At 68.5% G+C, this 19838-nt stretch carries 8 protein-coding genes, 1 tRNA gene and 1 pseudogene; 3 read left to right on the forward strand and 7 right to left on the reverse strand.

Features of this window, described 5'->3' with window-relative positions; genetic code table 11:
- Positions 1 to 66: 66 nt before the first annotated feature.
- From GA0074694_RS32000 to GA0074694_RS26195, 4 genes are all read right to left on the reverse strand, one after another.
- The gene (locus tag GA0074694_RS32000) at positions 67 to 10971 is read right to left on the reverse strand and encodes a hypothetical protein (protein ID WP_091462669.1); all 10905 of its coding nucleotides are present in this window, start codon (positions 10969 to 10971) and stop codon (positions 67 to 69) included.
- Positions 10972 to 11315: 344 nt separating this feature from the next.
- The gene (locus GA0074694_RS34380) at positions 11316 to 11783 is read right to left on the reverse strand and encodes a DNA cytosine methyltransferase (RefSeq protein WP_425413586.1); all 468 of its coding nucleotides are present in this window, start codon (positions 11781 to 11783) and stop codon (positions 11316 to 11318) included.
- 20 nt (positions 11784 to 11803) lie between these two features.
- Complete coding sequence (locus tag GA0074694_RS26190; RefSeq protein ID WP_091455714.1) at positions 11804 to 11995, reverse strand: DUF397 domain-containing protein; 192 nt, start codon at positions 11993 to 11995, stop codon at positions 11804 to 11806.
- Positions 11986 to 12282 (reverse strand): DUF5753 domain-containing protein, encoded by a 297-nt coding sequence (locus GA0074694_RS26195; protein ID WP_281190382.1) that lies wholly within the window; start codon positions 12280 to 12282, stop codon positions 11986 to 11988. The genes GA0074694_RS26190 and GA0074694_RS26195 overlap by 10 nt, the downstream gene beginning before the upstream one ends.
- Before the next feature lie 60 nt (positions 12283 to 12342).
- Here GA0074694_RS26195 and GA0074694_RS26200 point away from each other — a divergent pair, with 60 nt between their 5' ends.
- From GA0074694_RS26200 to GA0074694_RS26215, 3 genes are all read left to right on the forward strand, one after another.
- A complete protein-coding gene (locus GA0074694_RS26200) occupies positions 12343 to 13623 on the forward strand; it encodes an IS256 family transposase (RefSeq protein WP_091455728.1) in 1281 nt (426 codons plus the stop codon).
- A 246-nt stretch (positions 13624 to 13869) separates the two neighbouring features.
- Entirely contained in the window at positions 13870 to 15195 is a 1326-nt protein-coding gene (locus GA0074694_RS26205) for an IS4 family transposase (RefSeq protein WP_425413638.1), read from the forward strand.
- Positions 15196 to 16342: 1147 nt separating this feature from the next.
- A complete protein-coding gene (locus GA0074694_RS26215; RefSeq protein ID WP_091462672.1) occupies positions 16343 to 17524 on the forward strand; it encodes a site-specific integrase in 1182 nt (393 codons plus the stop codon).
- A 114-nt stretch (positions 17525 to 17638) separates the two neighbouring features.
- On the opposite strand, the gene GA0074694_RS26220 is transcribed toward GA0074694_RS26215, so the two are convergent.
- From GA0074694_RS26220 to GA0074694_RS26230, 3 genes and pseudogenes are all read right to left on the reverse strand, one after another.
- Positions 17639 to 17712, reverse strand: a tRNA-Pro gene (locus GA0074694_RS26220).
- Positions 17713 to 17820: 108 nt separating this feature from the next.
- Complete coding sequence (gene tnpB, locus GA0074694_RS26225; RefSeq protein ID WP_091462673.1) at positions 17821 to 19206, reverse strand: IS607 family element RNA-guided endonuclease TnpB; 1386 nt, start codon at positions 19204 to 19206, stop codon at positions 17821 to 17823.
- Positions 19203 to 19784: pseudogene (locus GA0074694_RS26230) on the reverse strand (IS607 family transposase). The gene tnpB and the pseudogene GA0074694_RS26230 overlap by 4 nt, the downstream one beginning before the upstream one ends.
- Between the last annotated feature and the right edge of the window lie 54 nt (positions 19785 to 19838).

Here is a 19838-nt window from a genome sequence, read left to right on the forward strand (position 1 = left end):
CAGCACCCGACCTGCCGGTCACGCCACCACGCCGACCATCCACAAAGACCCAGTCCAACCCCATGATCAAATTAGGCTACGTGGCATTGGATCTTGACCCGTTCCGGGTGGCGGTGGAGGGAGCGACGGTGCCGCCTCCCGCCAGTATTTCCAGACCGTGCTCTGGTTGATCAGGTTGCCGGACAGTGTGGCTACCGCGTCCTGGGTGTAGGGGTGGCCGTCGGGGGTGGTCTTACCCTGTAGTCCCTGTGCCCAGGCTTTCACCCATGCGGCCATTCCCGGCCCCAGCTTCCCCTTCTTGTCGGGGTCCAGGGACACCCGGTCGGGGAGTTCCAGCGTCTCCAGGTATGCGTGGAGGGTCGCGGGCCCATCCTCACCGGGCCGCCAAGTGGCCACGTGATCCGGCAGCGGCGGCACCGCCTCCCGCCAATATTTCCCGACCGATACCTGGCTGATTAGGTTGCCGGACAGTGCGGCTACCGCAGCCAGGCTGTAGGGGCGGCCGTCGGGGGTGGTCTTACCCCGCAGTCCCTGTGCCCAGGCTTTCACCCAAGCGGCCATCCCCGGCCCCAGCCTTCCGAGTTTGTCGGTGTCCAGGGACACCCGGTCGGGGAGTTCCAGCGTCTCCAGATAGGCGTGGAGGGTGCCCGGCCCATCCTCACTCGGCCGCCAATGAACCACGTGATCCGGCGGTGGGGGCAGCGGCGGCGCCGTCTCCCGCCAATATTTCCCGACCGATTGCTGGGTGATCAGGTTGCCGGACAGTGTGGCTACCGCAGCCAGGGTGTAGGGGTGGCCGTCGGGGGTGGTCTCATCCCGCAGTCCCTGTGCCCAGGCTTTCACCCATGCGGCCATTCCCGGCCCCAGCGCCCCCTTTTTGTCGGTGTCCAGGGACACCCGGTCGGGGAGTTCCAGCGTCTCCAGGTATGCGCGGAGGGTGGCGGGTTCATCCTCGCCGGGCCGCCAATGAACCACGTGATCCGGCGGTGGGGGCAGCGGCGGCGCCGTCTCCCGCCAATATGTCAAGACCGTTCGCCGGGTGACCAGGTTGCCGGACAGTGTGACTACCGCGTCCTGGGTGTAGGGGTGGCCGTCGGGGGTGGTCTTACCCTGTAGTGCCTGTGCCCAGGCTTTCACCCATGCGGCCATCCCCGGCCCCAGCTTCCCCTGTTTGTCGGTGTCCAGGGACACCCGGTCGGGGAGTTTCAGCGTCTCCAGGTATGCGCGGAGGGTCACGGGCCCACCCTCACCGGGCCGCCAACGAACCACATGACCCGGCGGCGGGGGCAGCGGCGCCGCCACCTCCCGCCAATAATTCCCGACCGATTGCTGGTTGGTCAGGTTGCCGGACAGTGTGGCTACCGCGTCCTGGGTGTAGGGGTGGCCGTCGGGGGTGGTCTTACCCTGTAGTCCCTGTGCCCAGGCTTTCACCCATGCGGCCATCACCGGCCCCAGCTTCCCCTGTTTGTTGGGGTCCAGGGACACCCGGTCGGGGAGTTCCAGCGTCTCCAGGTATGCGCGGAGGGTGGCGGGTTCATCCTCGCCGGGCCGCCAATGAATCACGTGATCCGGCGGTGGGGGCAGCGGCGGCGCCGCCTCCCGCCAGTATCTCCCGACCGTTTGCTGGTTGGTCAGGTTGCCGGACAGTGTGGCTACCGCGTCCTGGGTGTAGGGGTGGCCGTCGGGGGTGGTCTTACCCTGTAGTCCCTGTGCCCAGGCTTTCACCCATGCGGCCATCCCCGGCCCCAGCCTTCCGAGTTTGTCGGTGTCCAGGGACACCCGGTCGGGGAGTTCCAGCGTCTCCAGGTATGCGCGGAGGGTGGCGGGTTCATCCTCGCCGGGCCGCCAATGAACCACATGATCCGGCGGTGGGGGCAGCGGCGGCGCCGCCTCCCGCCAGTATGTCCCGACCGTTTGCTGGTTGGTCAGGTTGCCGGACAGTGCGGCTACCGCGTCCTGGGTGTAGGGGTGGCCGTCGGGGGTGGTCTTACCCTGTAGTCCCTGTGCCCAGGCTTTCACCCATGCGGCCATCCCCGGCCCCAGCCTTCCGAGTTTGTCGGTGTCCAGGGACACCCGGTCGGGGAGTTCCAGCGTCTCCAGGTATGCGTGGAGGGTGGCGGGTCCAATCTCGCCGGGCCGCCAATGAACCACGTGATCCGGTGGCGCCGGTAGCGGTACCGCGGTTGTGGATGTGGATGTGGGTGGGGGTGGGGGTAGTGAGGACTGCGGGGTCACCGGTCGGGCCGCAGGGGCCGGCATGGACGCCGCCGGCGTCTGCAGAGCTGCCGGGCCGGGCATGACCTGAGTGTCGGAGAGGTCCAGGGCAACCGTCCTGGGATACCCGGATCCGACAACATGGTCACCGTGGAATCCCGACCCGGCCGAGGTCACAGCGATGGTCACTTGATACATCTCCGACATCAGACGTAGCAGCACCCCCTCAAGGTGAGGAACGGACGTCCCACGCGTGTCCAGGGCCTGCCGCAGCATCGCCACATCCGCCGTGGACAAACCATTCTCCTCCGCAAAGCCGGTTCTGCCCACGACGTGGTCGAACTCCACCTGCAGACGATGACGCACATCCTCAGCCCCCGACGCCAATGTCCGCTCACCCGCCGCCGACCCAAACCCCACCACCCCGGCGAACCGCGTGAACAACCGGTCCCACTCGTCCGACCACGACAACCCGGCCGGCCCGGACGGCAACAGGACAGCAGCGGAAACAGCGGCGTTGTAATGGTTGTAGAGGGCGGGATTCGCCGGGTCGCCAGCGACGTAATACAAGCTGACCCCCCGGCCGTCCAACGGCCCGAACACCGCCACCGGGCTCACCCCCCACCCGGTGCGCTGCAACACCGTGATCCGACTACCCGTGGCATGAGCCAACAACGGCAGCAGGAACTCCCCACCCGGCCCACCCCACCGACGACCCCAATCAGCCACCGTCTCCACGACCTCGGCGAACTCGTCCGCCTCCAACGGCCCATCAGACGTAAGCAACACATGCACCAGATAGTCACGCGCCCGCTCCGGCGCCAACAACGCCACCTGAAAACCCCGACCACGCCCATTGACAAAATCCAACTGCTCCTGCGGCACCTCCGTCACCAGACCCGGATCCCACCCCAACCCGACCAACTCCGCACGCGCCTCCTCATACCGCTGCCCGACCCGCCCCACATCCAGAAACCCAGCCTCAGTCACCACACCACCCCCCAACACCCCCTGACCACCCAGACGTTCCACCAACCGCGCCACCACCTGCCCATCACTGAGCCCCCGCACCTGCCGCCACGGCTCCCCCTGCGGCAGAAACGCCCGCCGCATCACCACATCCGCCGGCAACCCCCCGACCCGAGCACCCAGATACGACAGGACAAGCCCCTGCAACAACCCATCCACCCGGCCCAACTCAGACCCGACCGGCACCACACCACCCAACCGCCCCACACCGACACGCACCCCACCAGGATCAGACAGCCACGCATACAGATCCGCCGGCAACACCCCCGCCCCCGCCAACACGTCCCGCACCCACACCGGATCAGCCACCACCAACGCCGACAACACACAAAACCCATCAGCCGGCACCGGGAACTCCCAAAGAGGCCGGCCAACCCCACCCACACCAGCCGCAACCCCCTCCCGCGCAACCCCCACCGGCGCCGGGTCCCCCACCACCGACGCCACCCACGCACCATCCTCATCAAGCGTCGGCACACCCAATCGACCCAGATCCAGATCCAGATCCAGATCCAGATCCAGGTCCGGGTCCGGGTCCAGATCCGGGCCCAGGTCCGGCATCCCCGGATCCTCCACGACCGCCGGGTCAAGAAGCGCCGGGTCGAGCAGTGCCGGGTCGAGGAGTTCCGGGTCGCGTTGAGACGGGTCGTGGTCTCCCGCGTCCCGCTGGTGCGGGACCGCCACGGTCGCGGTGTCCTCCACTGCTGAGGGCACCCACGGACCATCCAGCCCGGGAACTCCCATCAACGGAGACTCGGCCTGTCCGGTGTCCCGCGGCGGCTCCCACTCGTCGTCGAGCTGTGGTGTGCCCAGATCCATCCCCTCCAGATCCGAGGGGACGACATCCGGGAATTCCTGGACATCAAACGCCAGACCAGGCCCAGACGAGTCATCCTCGCCCACCGGACCGGACCTCGGGGAGTCGACCGGGTCGGCAACGGTGGTGTCAGCCCGGATCGCGGCCCACGGACCATCCAGCCCGGGCACCTCCGACAGCGGGTACAGAGAATCGACCTGATCGGTGCCGTCCGGTGGCGTCCACCCCCAGCCCGGCGGCGATACCGACAGATCCACCCCTGCCGGGCCTAGACCCACGCCCGGGCCCAGGTCCGGCAACCCCGGATTCTCCACCAATGCCGGGTCAAGAAGTGCCGGGTCAAGAAGCGCCGGGTCAAGGAGTTCCGGGTCGCGTTGAGACGGGTCATGCCCATCCTCGCCGGGCCGCCAAGTGGCCACGTGATCCGGCGGTGGGGGCAGCGGCGGCGCCACCTCCCGCCAGTATTTCCCGACCGTTTGCTGGGTGATCAGGTTGCCGGACAGTGTGGCTACCGCGTCCTGGGTGTAGGGGTGGCCGTCGGGGGTGGTCTTACCCTGTAGTCCCTGTGCCCAGGCTTTCACCCATGCGGCCATTCCCGGCCCCAGCTTCCCCTGTTTGTCGGGGTCCAGGGACACCCGGTCGGGGAGTTTCAGCGTCTCCAGGTATGCGTGGAGGGTGGCGGGTTCATCCTCACTCGGCCGCCAATGAACCACGTGATCCGGCGGTGGGGGCAGCGGCGCCGTCTCCCGCCAGTATTTCCCGACCGTGCTCTGGTTGATCAGGTCGCCGGACAGTGCGGCTACCGCGTCCAGGGTGTAGGGGTGGCCGTCGGGGGTGGTCTTACCCTGTAGTCCCTGTACCCAGGCTTTCACCCAAGCGGCCATTCCCGGCCCCAGCTTCCCCTGTTTGTCGGGGTCCAGGGACACCCGGTCGGGGAGTTTCAGCGTCTCCAGGTATGCGTGGAGGGTGGCGGGTTCATCCGCCCCGGGCCGCCAATGAACCACATGATCCGGCGGTGCGGGCAACGACGGCGCCGCCTCCCGCCAATATCTCCGGACCGATTGCTGGGTGATTAGGTTGCCGGACAGTGTGGCTACCGCGTCCTGGGTGTAGGGGTGGCCGTCGGGGGTGGTCTTACCCTGTAGTCCCTGTGCCCAGGCTTTCACCCAAGCGGCCATTCCCGGCCCCAGCTTCCCCTGTTTGTCGGGGTCCAGGGACACCCGGTCGGGGAGTTTCAGCGTCTCCAGGTATGCGTGGAGGGTGGCGGGTTCATCCGCCCCGGGCCGCCAATGAACCACGTGATCCGGCGGTGGGGGCAGCGGCGGCGCCGCCTCCCGCCAATATCTCGAGACCGTGCTCTGGTTGGTCAGGTTGCCGGACAGTGCGGCTACCGCGTCCTGGGTGTAGGGGTGGCCGTCGGGGGTGGTCTCACCCCGCAGTCCCTGTGCCCAGGCTTTCACCCAAGCGGCCATCCCCAGCCCCAACCTCCCCTTTTTGTCGGGGTCCAGGGACACCCGGTCGGGGAGTTCCACCGTCTCCAGGTATGCGCGGAGGGTCGAGGGCCCATCCTCACCGGGCCGCCAATGAACCACGTGATCCGGCGGTGGGGGCAGCGGCGCCGTCTCCCGCCAATAATTCCCGACCGATTGCTGGGCGATCAGGTTGCCGGACAGTGCGGCTACCGCATCCAGGGTGTAGGGGTGGCCGTCGGGGGTGGTCTTACCCCGCAGTCCCTGTGCCCAGGCTTTCACCCAAGCGGCCATCCCCGACCCCAGCCTCCCCTTTTTGTCGGTGTCCAGGGACACCCGGTCGGGGAGTTCCAGCGTCTCCAGGTATGCGCGGAGGGTCGCGGGCCCATCCTCACCGGGCCGCCAAGTGGCCACGTGATCCGGCGGTGGGGGCAGCGGCGCCGTCTCCCGCCAGTATTTCCCGACCGATTGCTGGTTGATCAGGTTGCCGGACAGTGTGGCTACCGCGTCCTGGGTGTAGGGGTGGCCGTCGGGGGTGGTCTTACCCCGCAGTCCCTGTGCCCAGGCTTTCACCCATGCGGCCATCCCCGGCCCCAGCCTTCCGAGTTTGTCGGTGTCCAGGGACACCCGGTCGGGGAGTTCCAGCGTCTCCAGGTATGCGCGGAGGGTCGCGGGTCCATCCTCACCGGGCCGCCAATGAACCACGTGATCCGGCGGTGGGGGCAGCGGCCGCGCCACCTCCCGCCAGTATGTCCCGACCGATGCCTGGGTGATCAGGTTGCCGGACAGTGTGACTACCGCATCCAGGGTGTAGGGGTGGCCGTCGGGGGTGGTCTTACCCCGCAGTCCCTGTGCCCAGGCTTTCACCCAAGCGGCCATCCCCGACCCCAGCCTCCCCTTTTTGTCGGGGTCCAGGGACACCCCGTCGGGGAGTTCCACCGTCTCCAGGTATGCGCGGAGGGTCGCGGGCCCATCCTCACCGGGCCGCCAAGTGGCCACGTGATCCGGCGGTGGGGGCAGCGGCGGCGCCACCTCCCGCCAGTATGTCCCGACCGTTTGCCGGTTGATCAGGTTGCCGGACAGTGTGACTACCGCGTCCTGGGTGTAGGGGTGGCCGTCGGGGGTGGTCTTACCCCGCAGTCCCTGTGCCCAGGCTTTCACCCAAGCGGCCATTCCCGGCCCCAGCTTCCCCTGTTTGTCGGTGTCCAGGGACACCCGGTCGGGGAGTTTCAGCGTCTCCAGGTATGCGCGGAGGGTCGCGGGTCCATCCTCACCGGGCCGCCAATGAACCACATGATCCGGCGGCTCCGGTAGCGGTACCGCGGTTGTGGGTGGGGGTGGGGGTGGGGGTGGGGGTGGGGGTGGGGGTGGTGAGGACTGCGGGGTCACCGGTCGGGCCGCAGGGGCCGGCATGGACGCCGTCGGCGTCTGCAGAGCTGCCGGGCCGGGCATGACCTGAGTGTCGGAGAGGTCCAGTGCGACCGTCCTGGGATACCCGGATCCGACAACATGGTCACCGTGGAATCCCGCAAGAAGCGCCGGGTCAAAGAGTTCCGGGTCGAGCAGTGCCGGGTCGAGGAGTTCCGGGTCGCGTTGAGACGGGTCGTGGTCTCCCGCGTCCCGCTGGTGCGGGACCGCCACGGTCGCGGTGTCCTCCACTGCTGAGAGCGCCCACGGACCATCCAGCCCGGGCACTCCCGTCAGCGGGAACTCGGCCTGTCCGGTGTCCCGCGCCGGCTCCCACTCGGCGTCGAGCTGTGGTGTGCCCAGATCCATCCCCTCCAGATCCGAGGGGACGACATCCGGGAACGCCTGGACACCAAACGCCAGACCAGGACCAGACGAGTCGTCCTCGCCCACCGGACCGGACCTCGGGGAGTCGACCGGGCCGGCAACGGTGGTGTCAGCCCGCATCGCGTGCGACGGGCCGCGTGGCGTGCTGGTCGAGGCGAGCAGGAACCCACCGACATCGGTACCGGCCGCGGTGACCGGCCGCCGGTGCCCGCCGGTCCGGCCGAGGAGACCGCTGATCGTGGTGGGCCGCCCGTCCCCATCGAACACCGCCACCCGGGTACCGGATACGAACAGATGCCGCAGCCACGGATCACGTACCGGATCGTCCGGCTCGGGCCGGTCCACCGCCCCGGGCACCAGAGGATCCCGCACCCGGATCCTCGCCGGCCCGGAACCCCGCGGCTGGCTGGAAAGAGCGAACACATGCTGCGGTTCGTTCGGTGGCGCGACCCTGACCACGACCATCGACCCCGGCACCGCCCGCAACCCCGCCAGCACATCCTCTCCCGTAACCCCGCCCGGCTGAGCGACACGCTCCGGTACCGCATCGAGGATCTCCATCAGCTGCGACCAACCCATAGTCGGCGCGAGCCGCCCATCCGCTCCCATGACCCGGTCGTCGAACACCACCCGGTTACCCAGCCGCCCGTACTCGGCCCGGAACACATCGAACGTCGCCGCCACACACCACCACCCGTCACCGCCGCCGGGACGCACCTGCTCCGCGATAGCCCAGTCACCGCCCCGCCGCCCGGACTCGACCATCCCCACGGCCAGCCCAGTCGCCGTTACGGCCGGCCCAGTCGCCGTTACAGCCGGCTCACCGCGTCCGCCAGGCTCACCACCGATCGGGTCGTCCCGCGAGGACACGTCACTGAACGAATCCGTGTCACTGACTTCGCCCTTGACGGGGTCACGGCTGATCGGCTCGTCCCGCGAGGAGAGGTCACTGACCGTCATGGTGTCGTTGAAGCTGCTGTCGCGGCTGAACATGTCGTCACTGGAGACGGACATGTCACCGACTGACATCCGGTCGCTGACGTTGTCGTGGATCGGCGTGCCGTCGGTGCGGGGGGCCGCGCCGACCGGCACCGTACTGCGGCCCCCGGCCGCATCCGGCGTGCCCGGGGTTCCCGGCGCATCCGGCGTGCTGGGGGTGCCCGGCGCACCCGGCATGCTGGGCGTGGCCGGCACTCCGGACGTGCCTGCCGCGCCGGGGGTGGCGGTGGCCTGGGCGAGTACCTGGTGGTATCCGTTGACCCAGTCCTGTCGGAAGGACCCGGCGAGGACGTCGTGGTTGGCCGGCTCAACGCCGTACTGGTTGGCCAGGGCGGTGAACTGTTTTTCCGCCAGGCTGGTCGCTGCTGCGGTGTGCTGCTCCGGGGTCACCGGCACCGTCGGCACATCGGGGCGCCGGTTTGCCGGGGTGTCCGTGCTGGCTGGGGTGGCCTCCGGTCCGGTGGTGTCCGGTCCGGTGGTGTCCGGTCCGGTCGCGGCCGTGAAGCGGGCGGGTAGGTCGGTGACCACCTGCCGGACCACGTCCGCCACGGCGTTGACCTGCGCGGCGCCCGGACCGGCCACCGCAGCCGACGGCACGGCGGGCGGCACGGTGAGCGGTGCGGTGAGCGGTGCGGTGAGCGGTGCGGTGAGCGGTGCGGTGAGCGGTGCGGTGAGCGGTGCGGTGAGCGGTGCGGTGAGCGGTGCGGTGAGTGGTGGGGTGGTGCCGAGGATCGCGTCGAGGCTCCGGTCCACGTGGGCCCGCACGTCACGCGCGACCGCGGCGCGCACGGCGTCCGACGGCACCGCCGCCGCCCCGGCGGCCCCCGGCACCCCAGCACCGCCCGGCACCCCACGGGCCCCCGGCACGCCAGCACCGCCCGGCACGCCAGCCCCTCCCGGCGGGTGAGCGGCCTCTGGCGGGACCACTGCGCCGGGCAGGGTGGCGGGCGTCGGTGTGCCGGTGGTGAGGTACTGGTCGATGTGGTGCTGGGCGGCCAGATGCACAGCCGCGCGCAACGCCTGCCGGTCGAACTCCACCGGCAGCGCGGCGACGACCAGCTCCGGCCGCACCCCCGCCGGGATCTGCCCGCCGGTGGTGACCGCCCCCGCGAGAGTCTCGGTGACACGGGCGACGGCCTGGTCCCGGACCCCGAACAGGTACCGCTCGGTGAGCGCGGTGGCGGGCAGGCCGATCCGGAACAGGAAAGCGGGAACGGTCCGGTCGTTCTGCCGAGCGTCGGCCCACTCGGTGAAGACCTGCTCGACCGGCACGGGAAGCGCGGCCAGGAACTGCCGCGCCTGCCCCGTCCCGGCAAGCAACCCACCGTAACGGTCCACCAGTTCCCGCTGGAACCGCTGCCACTGCTCCACCACCGGCGCGCCGGCGACCGCGACCCACTCCGGCACGGGCACCGGCGGCACCGTCGGCACCGAGAAGTTCGGCACGGACCACGACGGCACCGGCAGGTCCGGCGTCGACCACGCCGGCACGGGCATCGGTTCAGGCGCCGCAGGCGCCGCAGGCGCCGGTGGCGACAGCGACGGTGCCGACACCAGCGGGACGGGCACCGGGGCCGGCCCGCCAGAGCCCGCACCCGCCGGATCGTCGACCTCCGGCTGATACGTGGACGGTGCCGGAGTGACCGGAGCGACCGGCCTGCCGTCGGCGGTGAAACCGGTACCGGCGGGCATGTTCCACCGGGACCGGGTCGGATTGAACCCCAAACCGACAGCCACGCGACGCGCAGCGGCCCCCGCCCCGGACGCGCCCAACTCACCCGACCCCGACAACGCCCCGGAAATCACGGCCATACCGAGACCACCGGGGTCGTAGGTCCCGTCGACGATGTAGCTGGCGGCGACGTCGCCGACCACCTCCAGGCCGACCTCCGACACCGGCACCATCATCAGGCTGGTCAGCAGGTTACGCGTGGCATCCGACACTTCGAACTTCGCCAGACCACCACCCACGACCCCGGCGAACCGGCCCAACGCCGGCCCGGCCGCCGTGGTCACACCCGCCACCGCCAACCCGTACAACGCCTGCTTACCGACCTGCCCCCAGTCGACCCCCGGCATCAGACCATCAGCCAGCATGCTGATCTGCGCCAACAACGACGACCCCGGCATGAACAACATCTGGATCGCCGTGCTACTCGCCGCCGCCCGCACCATCGACGACCGCAGGATCGTCTGGATGATCGTCCGGGTCTTCACGATGTGCGCCGCCGCCTCCACCGGCAGGACAAACGCCATCGCGAACGCGACCGCCAACTCCGTCATCATGAAAATGAACATGACCAGCGCCTGACGATCCGTCAGCTCCATCTGGTTCAGGAAGCCCCGCATCGCCTGAGCCACGCCGACCTTCACGTCGGCGACCCCGTCCAACAACTCCACGAACGGAGCCGTCTGCGCCACGAACCGGTCGAAGACCTCACCCTCCCCCGCCGCCCGAACCGCCTTGATCACCTGGGCCAGCTCCGGAACCAGCACGGTCCGCACCCGATCCGCCAGCACCTCCAACGCGTTCAGGTCATACGCCAACACCGGCAGATTCGACCGGTGCAACCGCATCCCGGTGAACGCCTCCAACGCCCGCTTCGACGACTCACTGAGCCCAACGGAAGGAACGGCGGCCTCACCCATCGCGTAACGCCCCCTCCCCACCCGCCCCGATCAGAGGCACCCAATGCGAATCACCCAGCGGCCCAGACCACCACCCCAGCCCTCGGCCATCTCGCCTCCGCGGATCAACCCCGCGTGCCACCACTCATGTCCGCAACCAGCTCGGCACCGGTGGCCTCGGCGTTCACCCCGACACAGCGAACCAGGTCCACCTCCTCGCCCTGAAATCCACCGCCGCACCCATCTCCACCAACAGCTCCTCGTCGCTCAACGCAATCATCCCGTCACCCTCATCTGTTACCTCACGACTGAAGCGCGGCAGTGGGTTCACCACCCCGACCGCACGTTCCGAACAACGATGAATATCAGACCGCGCGGGCTCCGACCTGCTCAGCCTCAGCGCGAGCCTCCCCGCTTTGCTGCCGCTCGTGCACTAAAGGACGTCTCGTAACTCGGTGAAAGCGGCCAGGCAAGGGGTCGGCGCTCAGCCGGCGACGATGATGTTGTGAGATGAGCGATGCCGGAAGCGGTGTCGGCCAATGTGCTGGCGGCACGCCGGGTAGTCCCGCAGGATCTTGAAAGTCTTCATGCGGGCCAGGGCCTGAAGGATGGACGCAGGTTCCCCGGACGTTCTCGCAGATCACGGCTCTGGGCTGCTGGATCTGGCGGATCGCGCGGAACATCTCCGGGAACATGTTGCGCTTGTCCTCATCACCCCTGGCGACACCGCCCAGGCTGAACGGCTGACAGGGGGGCCACCAGCGAGAAGGTCCACGCGGTCCCACAGGTAGTCGAACCCCACCTGGCGCACGTCGCCCTGGACCAGAGGCCATCGCTCCGGCCGCGAATGCTGTTACCGCCGCCCAGGCACCTGGGCGACGAACGCGCGCCAGGACTCGGGGGTGAAGGCGAGCGTGCCGCCCGACCGGTCCTTCGTGTCCCGCACGAGAACCACCCCGCCCAGATTGTCCGCCACCTCGACGCAGGCCCCACCGTTAGAGGACGAACGGCTCGCCTTGCGCCACTTCGGGCCGGTCACGTCCATGTCTTCGCCACTTCCCTGAGGAGGTCGAGACTCTGCCTACCGGGAAGCGCCTCGCCGCGCAGCGCGTCCCATGCGAGAGCCAGCCTAGCAACGTCATCAGGCCGATCAACGACTTGGCCAGACAGTTGGTTGTCGATGTAGCCGGCTCTGCCGCTGTCCGGCAGATCCGCCACGATGAAGCCTCCCGCAAGGGCGGGATAGAGGCCAGCCGATAAGGGCACGACATGCACCTGAATATTCGGCTGTTCGGCGAGGCCGATCAAATGATCGACCTGCTCCGCCATGATCTTCGTGCTACGGGACTGTACAAATAACGGCTGATCGACCGATCAAGGGAGAGACGCCAGATGACGACCGAGACCACTGTGGGACAGCCGGCCGCCGGGCCGGTGGGTGCGGTCACGGATGAGCAGCTGATCGCGATGCTGGTCGATCGGGCTCGTGGTGACGGGTTGAAGCTGACCGGTGAGGGTGGGCTGCTGCAGCAGCTCACGAAGCGGGTCCTGGAGTCGGCCCTGGATGGTGAGATCACCGACCACGTCGGCTACGACAAGCACGACCCGGCGGGTCGGGGCAGCGGGAACACCCGTAACGGCAGCCGGACCAAGACGGTGCTGACCGACATCGGCCCGGTCGAGGTCCGGGTGCCACGCGACGCCGCCGGGACGTTCGAGCCGCAGATCGTGCGCAAACGCCAGCGGCGTCTGTCCGGCGTCGACGACATGGTGCTGTCGTTGTCGGCCAAAGGTCTCACCCACGGGGAGATCGCCGCGCACCTGGCCGAGGTGTACGGCGCGGAGGTGTCGAAGCAGACCATCTCCACGATCACCGACAAGGTCATGGACGGGATGGCCGAGTGGCAGAACCGGCCCCTCGACAGGGTGTATCCAGTCGTGTTTATCGACGCCATCAACGTGAAGATCCGCGATGGTCAGGTCGCGAACCGGCCGATCTACGTCGTCATGGCGGTCACCGTCGACGGGCACCGCGACATCCTCGGGATCTGGGCCGGTGACGGCGGTGAGGGCGCGAAGCACTGGTTGCATGTGCTCACCGAGCTGAAGAACCGCGGTGTCCAGGACGTGTTGATGCTCGTCTGTGACGGGCTCAAGGGCCTGCCGGACGCGGTCGCGACGGTGTGGCCGCGCACGATCGTGCAGACCTGCGTGGTGCATCTGCTGCGCAACTCGTTCCGGTACGCGGCTCGCCAGGACTGGGACAAGATCGCGAAAGCGCTCAAGCCGGTCTACACCGCGGCGACCGAGGACGCTGCGACCGAAAGGTTCCTCGAGTTCGCCGAGACCTGGGGCCGCAAGTATCCGGCGATCGTGAAGCTGTGGGAGAACGCCTGGGCCGAGTTCGTGCCGTTCCTCGCCTTCGACGTGGAGATCCGCAAGGTCATCTGCTCCACGAACGCGATCGAGAGCGTGAACGCCCGCATCCGCAAGGCCGTCCGCGCCCGAGGACACTTCCCCAACGAGCAAGCCGCGCTCAAGTGCGTCTACATGGCGTTGATGAGCCTCGACCCGACCGGCACCGGACGCCGGCGGTGGACCATGCGCTGGAAGGCGCCGCTGAACGCCTTCCAGATCGCCTTCGAGGGTCGGCTCACCCCGGCCAACGACTGACCACCTCAACAAACCAAGATCAGCCGTTAACTTGACAGACCCCGTGCTACCGCAGGTCCGCCTAATGACCATCTCATCCAGGACCAAGAAGAGTTGCGGAACCGGACTGCGTGTCAGACAGGACTGGCGACCCATGCGGGAACTCCACTCGCTGATCAACGTCTTCGGCTGACAGCCAGCCGTTCGACAACGCCGCTCGGGCATACGCCTCGGTCTGGAGCCAATGCCACGTAGCCTAATTTGATCATGTTGTTGTGCTGGGTCTTTGTGGATGGTCGGCGTGGTGGCGTGACCGGCAGGTCGGGTGCTGGTGTGCTTGCCGGTCATGTCCGAGACGGTGGCGGTGACGGCGGATCAGGTGTCGTTGGGGTGCTGGTGTCCGCGGTGCCGCGGGATGCGGTGGACGCGGCGGTGGCCCGGTTTGGGGTTGGGGCCAGGCGGTCGGATGGGAAGCTTCCGCCGCATGTGGTGGCCTATCTGACGATGGCGTTGTGCCTGTTCGGTGAGGATGACTACGAAGAGGTCGCCACGAAGGTCACCGGGGCGTTGACCCGGTTCGGCTGCTGGGACGCCGCTTGGTCGGTGCCGACCGCGTCGGGGATCAGCCAGGCGCGGCAGCGGCTGGGCGCGCCGGTCATGGAGGAGATCTTCGAGTCGGTGGTGCAGCCGGTGGGCACGACTGATACGCGGGGGGCGTGGCTGCGGCGGTGGCGAGTCCTTGCTATTGACGGCTTCGATGTGGACCTGCCGGACACGCCGGGTAACGCCGCCGAGTTTGGCTACGCCGGCTCGGGGGGCAACCGGTCGGCGTATCCGAAGGCGCGGGTGGTGGCGTTGGCCGAGTGCGGCACGCACGCGTTCCTGGCCGGGGAGGTGTCCGGCTATGGCACCGGGGAGCAGACATTGGCGATGCGGCTGTACCCGCGGCTGCGCCGCGATGAGCTGCTGACCGCCGACCGGGGGTTCTACTCCTTCGACGCCTGGTCTGCTGCGGCGGGCACCGGGGCGGCGTTGCTGTGGCGGGCGCCGACCGGGCTGCGGCTGCCGGTCGTGCGGGTGCTGGCCGACGGCACGTATGTGTCCGTGGTGATCAACCCGAAGATCCGCGGCGCCCGCCGGGACCGCGTCGTCGCCGCTGCCCGCGCTGGGCAGGATCTGGCCCCTGAGCTGGCGTATCTGGTACGAGTGGTCGAGTACGACGTGCCCGACCGCGACGGCAACGGCACCGGCGAGCTGATCGTGCTGCTGACCACCGTCCTCGACCCGGCCGAGGCCCACGCGGACGAGCTGGCCGAGGCCTACCACCTGCGCTGGGAAGAAGAGACCAGCAACGACCAGCTCAAGACGCACCTACGCGGCCCGGGCCGTCTGCTGCGCTCAAGGCTGCCGGAGCTGGCCTACCAGGAAATCTGGGCCTGGCTGATCGTCCACCACGCCCTCGCCGCGTTGATCACCCGCGCGGCCGAAGCCGCCGACCTCGACCCCGACCGGATCAGCTTCACCCGCGCGCTGCGAATCGCCCGCCGTACCGCCACCGGGACGGCGGGCATTCCCCCCTGGAGACTGGACTGACCACCTGCCCCACGCACTCGCCGAGCTGGGCCGCAAGCCGCTACCGCCCCGCCGGCACCGCAGCTGCCCCCGGGCGGTCAAACGAGCCCGCCACAACAGCTACCGCGTCAAGAAACACCACGAACCGGCCAGCATCCGCCACGACGGCCCAGCGACCATCCGGTTCTGGGGCCTCAAACCCCCACCACCGGCGGACCCGCCCGCCGCCACCAGCCAGAAAGGACTACCAGAAACACCCGGCCAGACCCGCCCAGCCAGCCGGCGTCAACACCACAGCCCGGACACGCTGACCCGCCCGCCGCACCACACCCGCCGGAAGCCCGTCCGGGCACAAACGACCAGCACAACAACATGATCAAATTAGGCTACGTGGCATTGGATTCAGGCCGAAGGTCGATGATGCCCGCCGCAAAAGAGCAAGGACCGCGTACCGCCTTCGAATCCCCCCACAGATGCTAGCTGGTTCGACCACAGCACTAGAGCTAGTCCGGCAACCGGACGAACCTGGTCCGGCCACCGGACCGGATTCAAACACCAAACATCGCTCCACCGCACGAGGCCCGACGAACACCAGCCAGCAACACCCCTACCTTCAGGGAGCCAATGGCTACTGCGCCTTTCCCCACTGCGGCAGATCCGCGCCACTGCACTGACAGAATCGATCTTCCACTCGACACTCATCTCTAGCGAGATGAGGACGCGCCTGATCAGTCGGCCTGTTGTGGCTCTTGGGGCACAGCCCAATCCGGGCGGTACCGCCCGGCCAACACCTCATCGACGAGCAACGCAACGATCCCTGATGCCACGAGGTCAGGCCTGAGCGCCACAAGCCTCTCCACTTCAGACCTGGTTAGCCTGATCTTAACCTGCTGATCGCGCTTCTCCCGCACAGGCAACGGCGGCAGGTTGTCAGCGACAGGATGCCGTCGCGGCATACGTCAACTCCTCGGCGTACAGATCAACGGCCACATGACCAGTCGAGGGTCCCACATCTCAGATCAACGGTTGCCATGCGCCATCCCGTCAGCTTTTGGTACCGCTTAATGGTACCGTTATCCGGTACCGCGAACACAGTCGGATCCTGGCTCTGGCACCCGTGCCACGCTCGAGACCCGCGCACATCCCTCTTAGAAAGGTGCAGGCTCAGGTGAGCGCTTCCGATCCCATCAAAAAGATCACGCTCCGCAGCGGCAAGATCCGCTATCGGTTTGTCCTCGACGTCGGACGCAAACCGGACGGACGCCGGGATCAGCGGACGTACACCTTCGACACCAGGAAAGAAGCCCGAGCGGAGTACGCCCGGATCAAGCACGAGACCGACCGCGGCACGTACGTACGCCCCGGCAAAGTCACCGTCAACCAGTTCCTCGACGAGTGGCTCAAGTCGGCCACTCGCGATGTGGAGAAGGCGACCGCTGCCAACTACCGCGACGCGCTCCTGCCGGTCCGCGCCCGTCTCGGGGAGAGGGCGATCCAGGAAATCATTGAGGAGGACATCGAAGCCCTGATCGACTGGATGCTGACCGAGGGACGCAGACGCGGCGGCAAGCCCGGCAGCGGCCTGGGGGTCCGGTCAGTGCGCCTCACTCTGGGTCGGCTTCGCACTGCCCTCAACGTCGCGGTACGCCGCCAGCTCGTGGTGCGCAACGCCGCGGCGTTCGTGACCATCCCCCGGAACGCAGCCAAGGCCGCCCTCGAAGCACAGGCCGCCCGCAAGCCCTGGACGCAGGAAGAGGTGAAGACCTTCCTAACCGGCATCACGGACGAACGCCTGTACGCCGCCTGCCTTCTGTCGCTGATGGGCCTACGACCCGCAGAGGTGTGCGGGCTGCGATGGTCCGACATCGACTTCGAGGCCGGCACGATCGCGGCCGGCGACAACACGCGAACGCTCGTCGACGGCGAGATCGAGGAGAAGGAGGCCAAGTCGGCAGCGGGCAGACGCGGCCTGCCGATGCCGGCCACGGTGATGAAGGCGCTGAAGGCCTTTCGCACCAGGCAGAAGAAGGAGCGCCTCCAGGCCGGCGACGCCTACATTGCCAGCGGCTACGTCCTGGTCGACGAACTCGGCCGACCGCAGCGCACCGACTGGCTGCGCCGCCGGGTGTACGAACTGATGGCCAAGCTCGGGATGCGCAAGGTCCGGCCGTACGACGCCCGGCACGCCTGCCTGACGTACCTCGCCGGGGTCGGCGTACCCGACGTCGTGCTCGCCGCCTGGGCCGGCCACTCGGACGGCGGCGCGCTGGCGAAGCGGGTCTACGTCCACCCCGACAGCAGCCACCTCAAGGTGGCCGCCGACCACCTCGAGACAGGCCTGTTCGGGTGACGCCAGGACTGCGGATTTCAACAGTACGGGCGTACGTGATTAATTGTGAGACGAAACAGCGAGAGAGCCCTGATCCACGTAGGTGAATCAAGGCCCTGACCTGCTCAAACTCTGTCGGGACGGCCGGATTCGAACCGACGACCCCTTGACCCCCAGTCAAGTGCGCTACCAAGCTGCGCCACGTCCCGATGCCACCGTCGGATCTCCCCTGCGGCAGCCGGTACAGCTTAGCGCAGGATCTTCCGCACGTACGCACTGGCCCCTCCCACCTCACCTCGACGGACCTCGCACAACCGTTACCTTTCAGTGCGCTTAGTGAGCACACGATCGATAGTCCTGCCTTGCGGCGGGACGGTCCCGGTCTGACCCAGTGGCGTGGTGCCGGGTTCACGCTTCACGGCCACCTGCCCACGTACGCGGGTCTTCTGGTCGGCTCCACGTGCTGCCACCGGGCCACTCCCGGCGGTGTCGAACTCGGCCGCGAGGGCGGCCAGGTTCAGGGCGGCGTTGCGGCCGCGGTCGATGACCAGGCCGCATGCCTCGCAGGTGAACTCACGCTCGGAAAGGGCCAGCTTGGCTTTCACCGTGCCGCAGCCCGAGCAGGTCTTGGAGGACGGGTACCATCGGTCGGCCAGCAGCAGCCGACCGCCGTTCCATCCGGTCTTGTACGCCAGTTGGCGGCGGATCTCCGCGAATCCGGCGTCGGCGATGTGCCGGGCCAGCTTTCGGTTGGCGAGCATCCCGGTCACGTTGAGGTCTTCCACCACCACGGTGCCGTGCTCGCGGGCGAGCCGGGTGGTGAGCTTGTGCAGCCCGTCACGGCGCAGGTTCACCACCCGGCCGTGCGCGCGGCCGAGCCGGGCCGCCGCCCGTTCCCACCGCTTCGACGCCCGCCGTCCGGTACGCCGGTCCGGGCCGGTCTTACGCGACAGCGCCCGGCCGAGTGCGCGCATCCGCTGCTGCGCGGTCACCAGGTGACGTGGGTTGTCGACCAGCTCGCCGGTGGACAGCACGGCGAGGTGCTTGATCCCGACATCGACACCGACCACCGACTCGGGCCGGTCGGGGGCGCGTTCGGTCCGCTCGACCTCGACGGTGAACGACACATGCCAGCGTCCGCCGTCGCGTCGCACCGTGGCAGACATGATCCGGGCGGTGTCGTTGTCCAGACGGCGGGCCAGCTTGCGGGCCGACTCGTGCAACTTCAACCGGCCCAGCCGCGGCAGGACCACGTGCATCCGGTCGGGTTCGACCCGGATCGCTCCGGTGGTGAACCGCACCGACGGGGTGGTGCGGCGTCGGGACGTAAACCGGGGGAACCCGACCGGCCGACCGGCACGTTTGCCTGGGCGGAAGTCCGCCCAGTTCTTCAGCCCGCGGGCGAGAGCGTCCAGGCCGGTGTTGAACGCCTCTTTGGACACCTCGCCCCACCACGGCGCAACGTCGACCTTCGCCTGGTTCCACGCCTTACGAAGCCCCGCCAGGGACCAGGACAGCGATGGCGTCAACAGGTCGTCCGGCACGCCGTAGGAACGCTCGGCGGTCCGCTGGTCCATGACGGCCTTGACCTTCGCGAGCGCCCAGTTGTGTGCGACCCGGGCCGCGCCGGCGTGCGCGAGAACATCGCGTTCCTGGCCGGGTGTCAGGTCGAGGGCGAACCGGTACGCCTGGATCGTCTTCACGCCAGATCGCTCGCGGTGGCTGCCTCGACCGCGCGGCGGGCGCGGTTCGCGGCAGCGCGACGGCCGTAGAGCCGGGCGCACAGCGAGGTCAAGATCTCGGTGACGTCGCGGACCAGGTCGTCATCAACCTCGGCCGGGTCAACGACCAGTAGGCGGCGGCCCTGCGCCGCGAGGGCTGCCTCAACGTACTCGGCCCCGAAGCGGGCGAACCGGTCCCGGTGCTCCACCACGATCGTCGTCACGGCAGGGTCGCGGAGCAGGGCGAGGAACTTCTCGCGGTGCCCGTTGAGCGCCGAGCCGACTTCGGTCACCACGCGGTCCACGCCGAACTACTGGCCGGTGGCCCACACGGTCACCCGCGCGACCTGCCGGTCCAGGTCGGGCTTCTGATCAGCCGACGACACCCGGGCGTACACCACGGTTTACCCGGCGGCATCAGTCGCGCCGGTGACCGGTTCCCCGACCATGATCAGACGACCGAGGCGGCAGGCGGGAACGGGCAGCGTCCCGGACTCGTAACGCCGACGTGCCGTCGCGTACGAGATGCCGGTTGCCGCTGCCCACTCCTTCAAGTTCACGTTGCCGACTGTAGCCGACTAGTGAGCACCTCTAACGACCGAAACGCCAGCAGT

Origin of the sequence: Micromonospora inyonensis, assembly GCF_900091415.1 — a bacterium.
In the GTDB taxonomy this organism is placed as follows: Bacteria; Actinomycetota; Actinomycetes; order Mycobacteriales; family Micromonosporaceae; genus Micromonospora; species Micromonospora inyonensis.

Bases quoted from the DNA above. Each gene is read 5' to 3' on its own strand.
- GA0074694_RS26190 (WP_091455714.1), bottom strand. From the start codon at position 11,995: ATGGACGTGACCGGCCCGAAGTGGCGCAAGGCGAGCCGTTCGTCCTCT.
- GA0074694_RS26205 (WP_425413638.1), top strand. From the start codon at position 13,870: ATGTTGTTGTGCTGGGTCTTTGTGGATGGTCGGCGTGGTGGCGTGACC.
- GA0074694_RS26200 (WP_091455728.1), top strand. From the start codon at position 12,343: ATGACGACCGAGACCACTGTGGGACAGCCGGCCGCCGGGCCGGTGGGT.
- GA0074694_RS32000 (WP_091462669.1), bottom strand. From the start codon at position 10,971: ATGGGTGAGGCCGCCGTTCCTTCCGTTGGGCTCAGTGAGTCGTCGAAG.
- GA0074694_RS34380 (WP_425413586.1), bottom strand. From the start codon at position 11,783: ATGGCCTCTGGTCCAGGGCGACGTGCGCCAGGTGGGGTTCGACTACCT.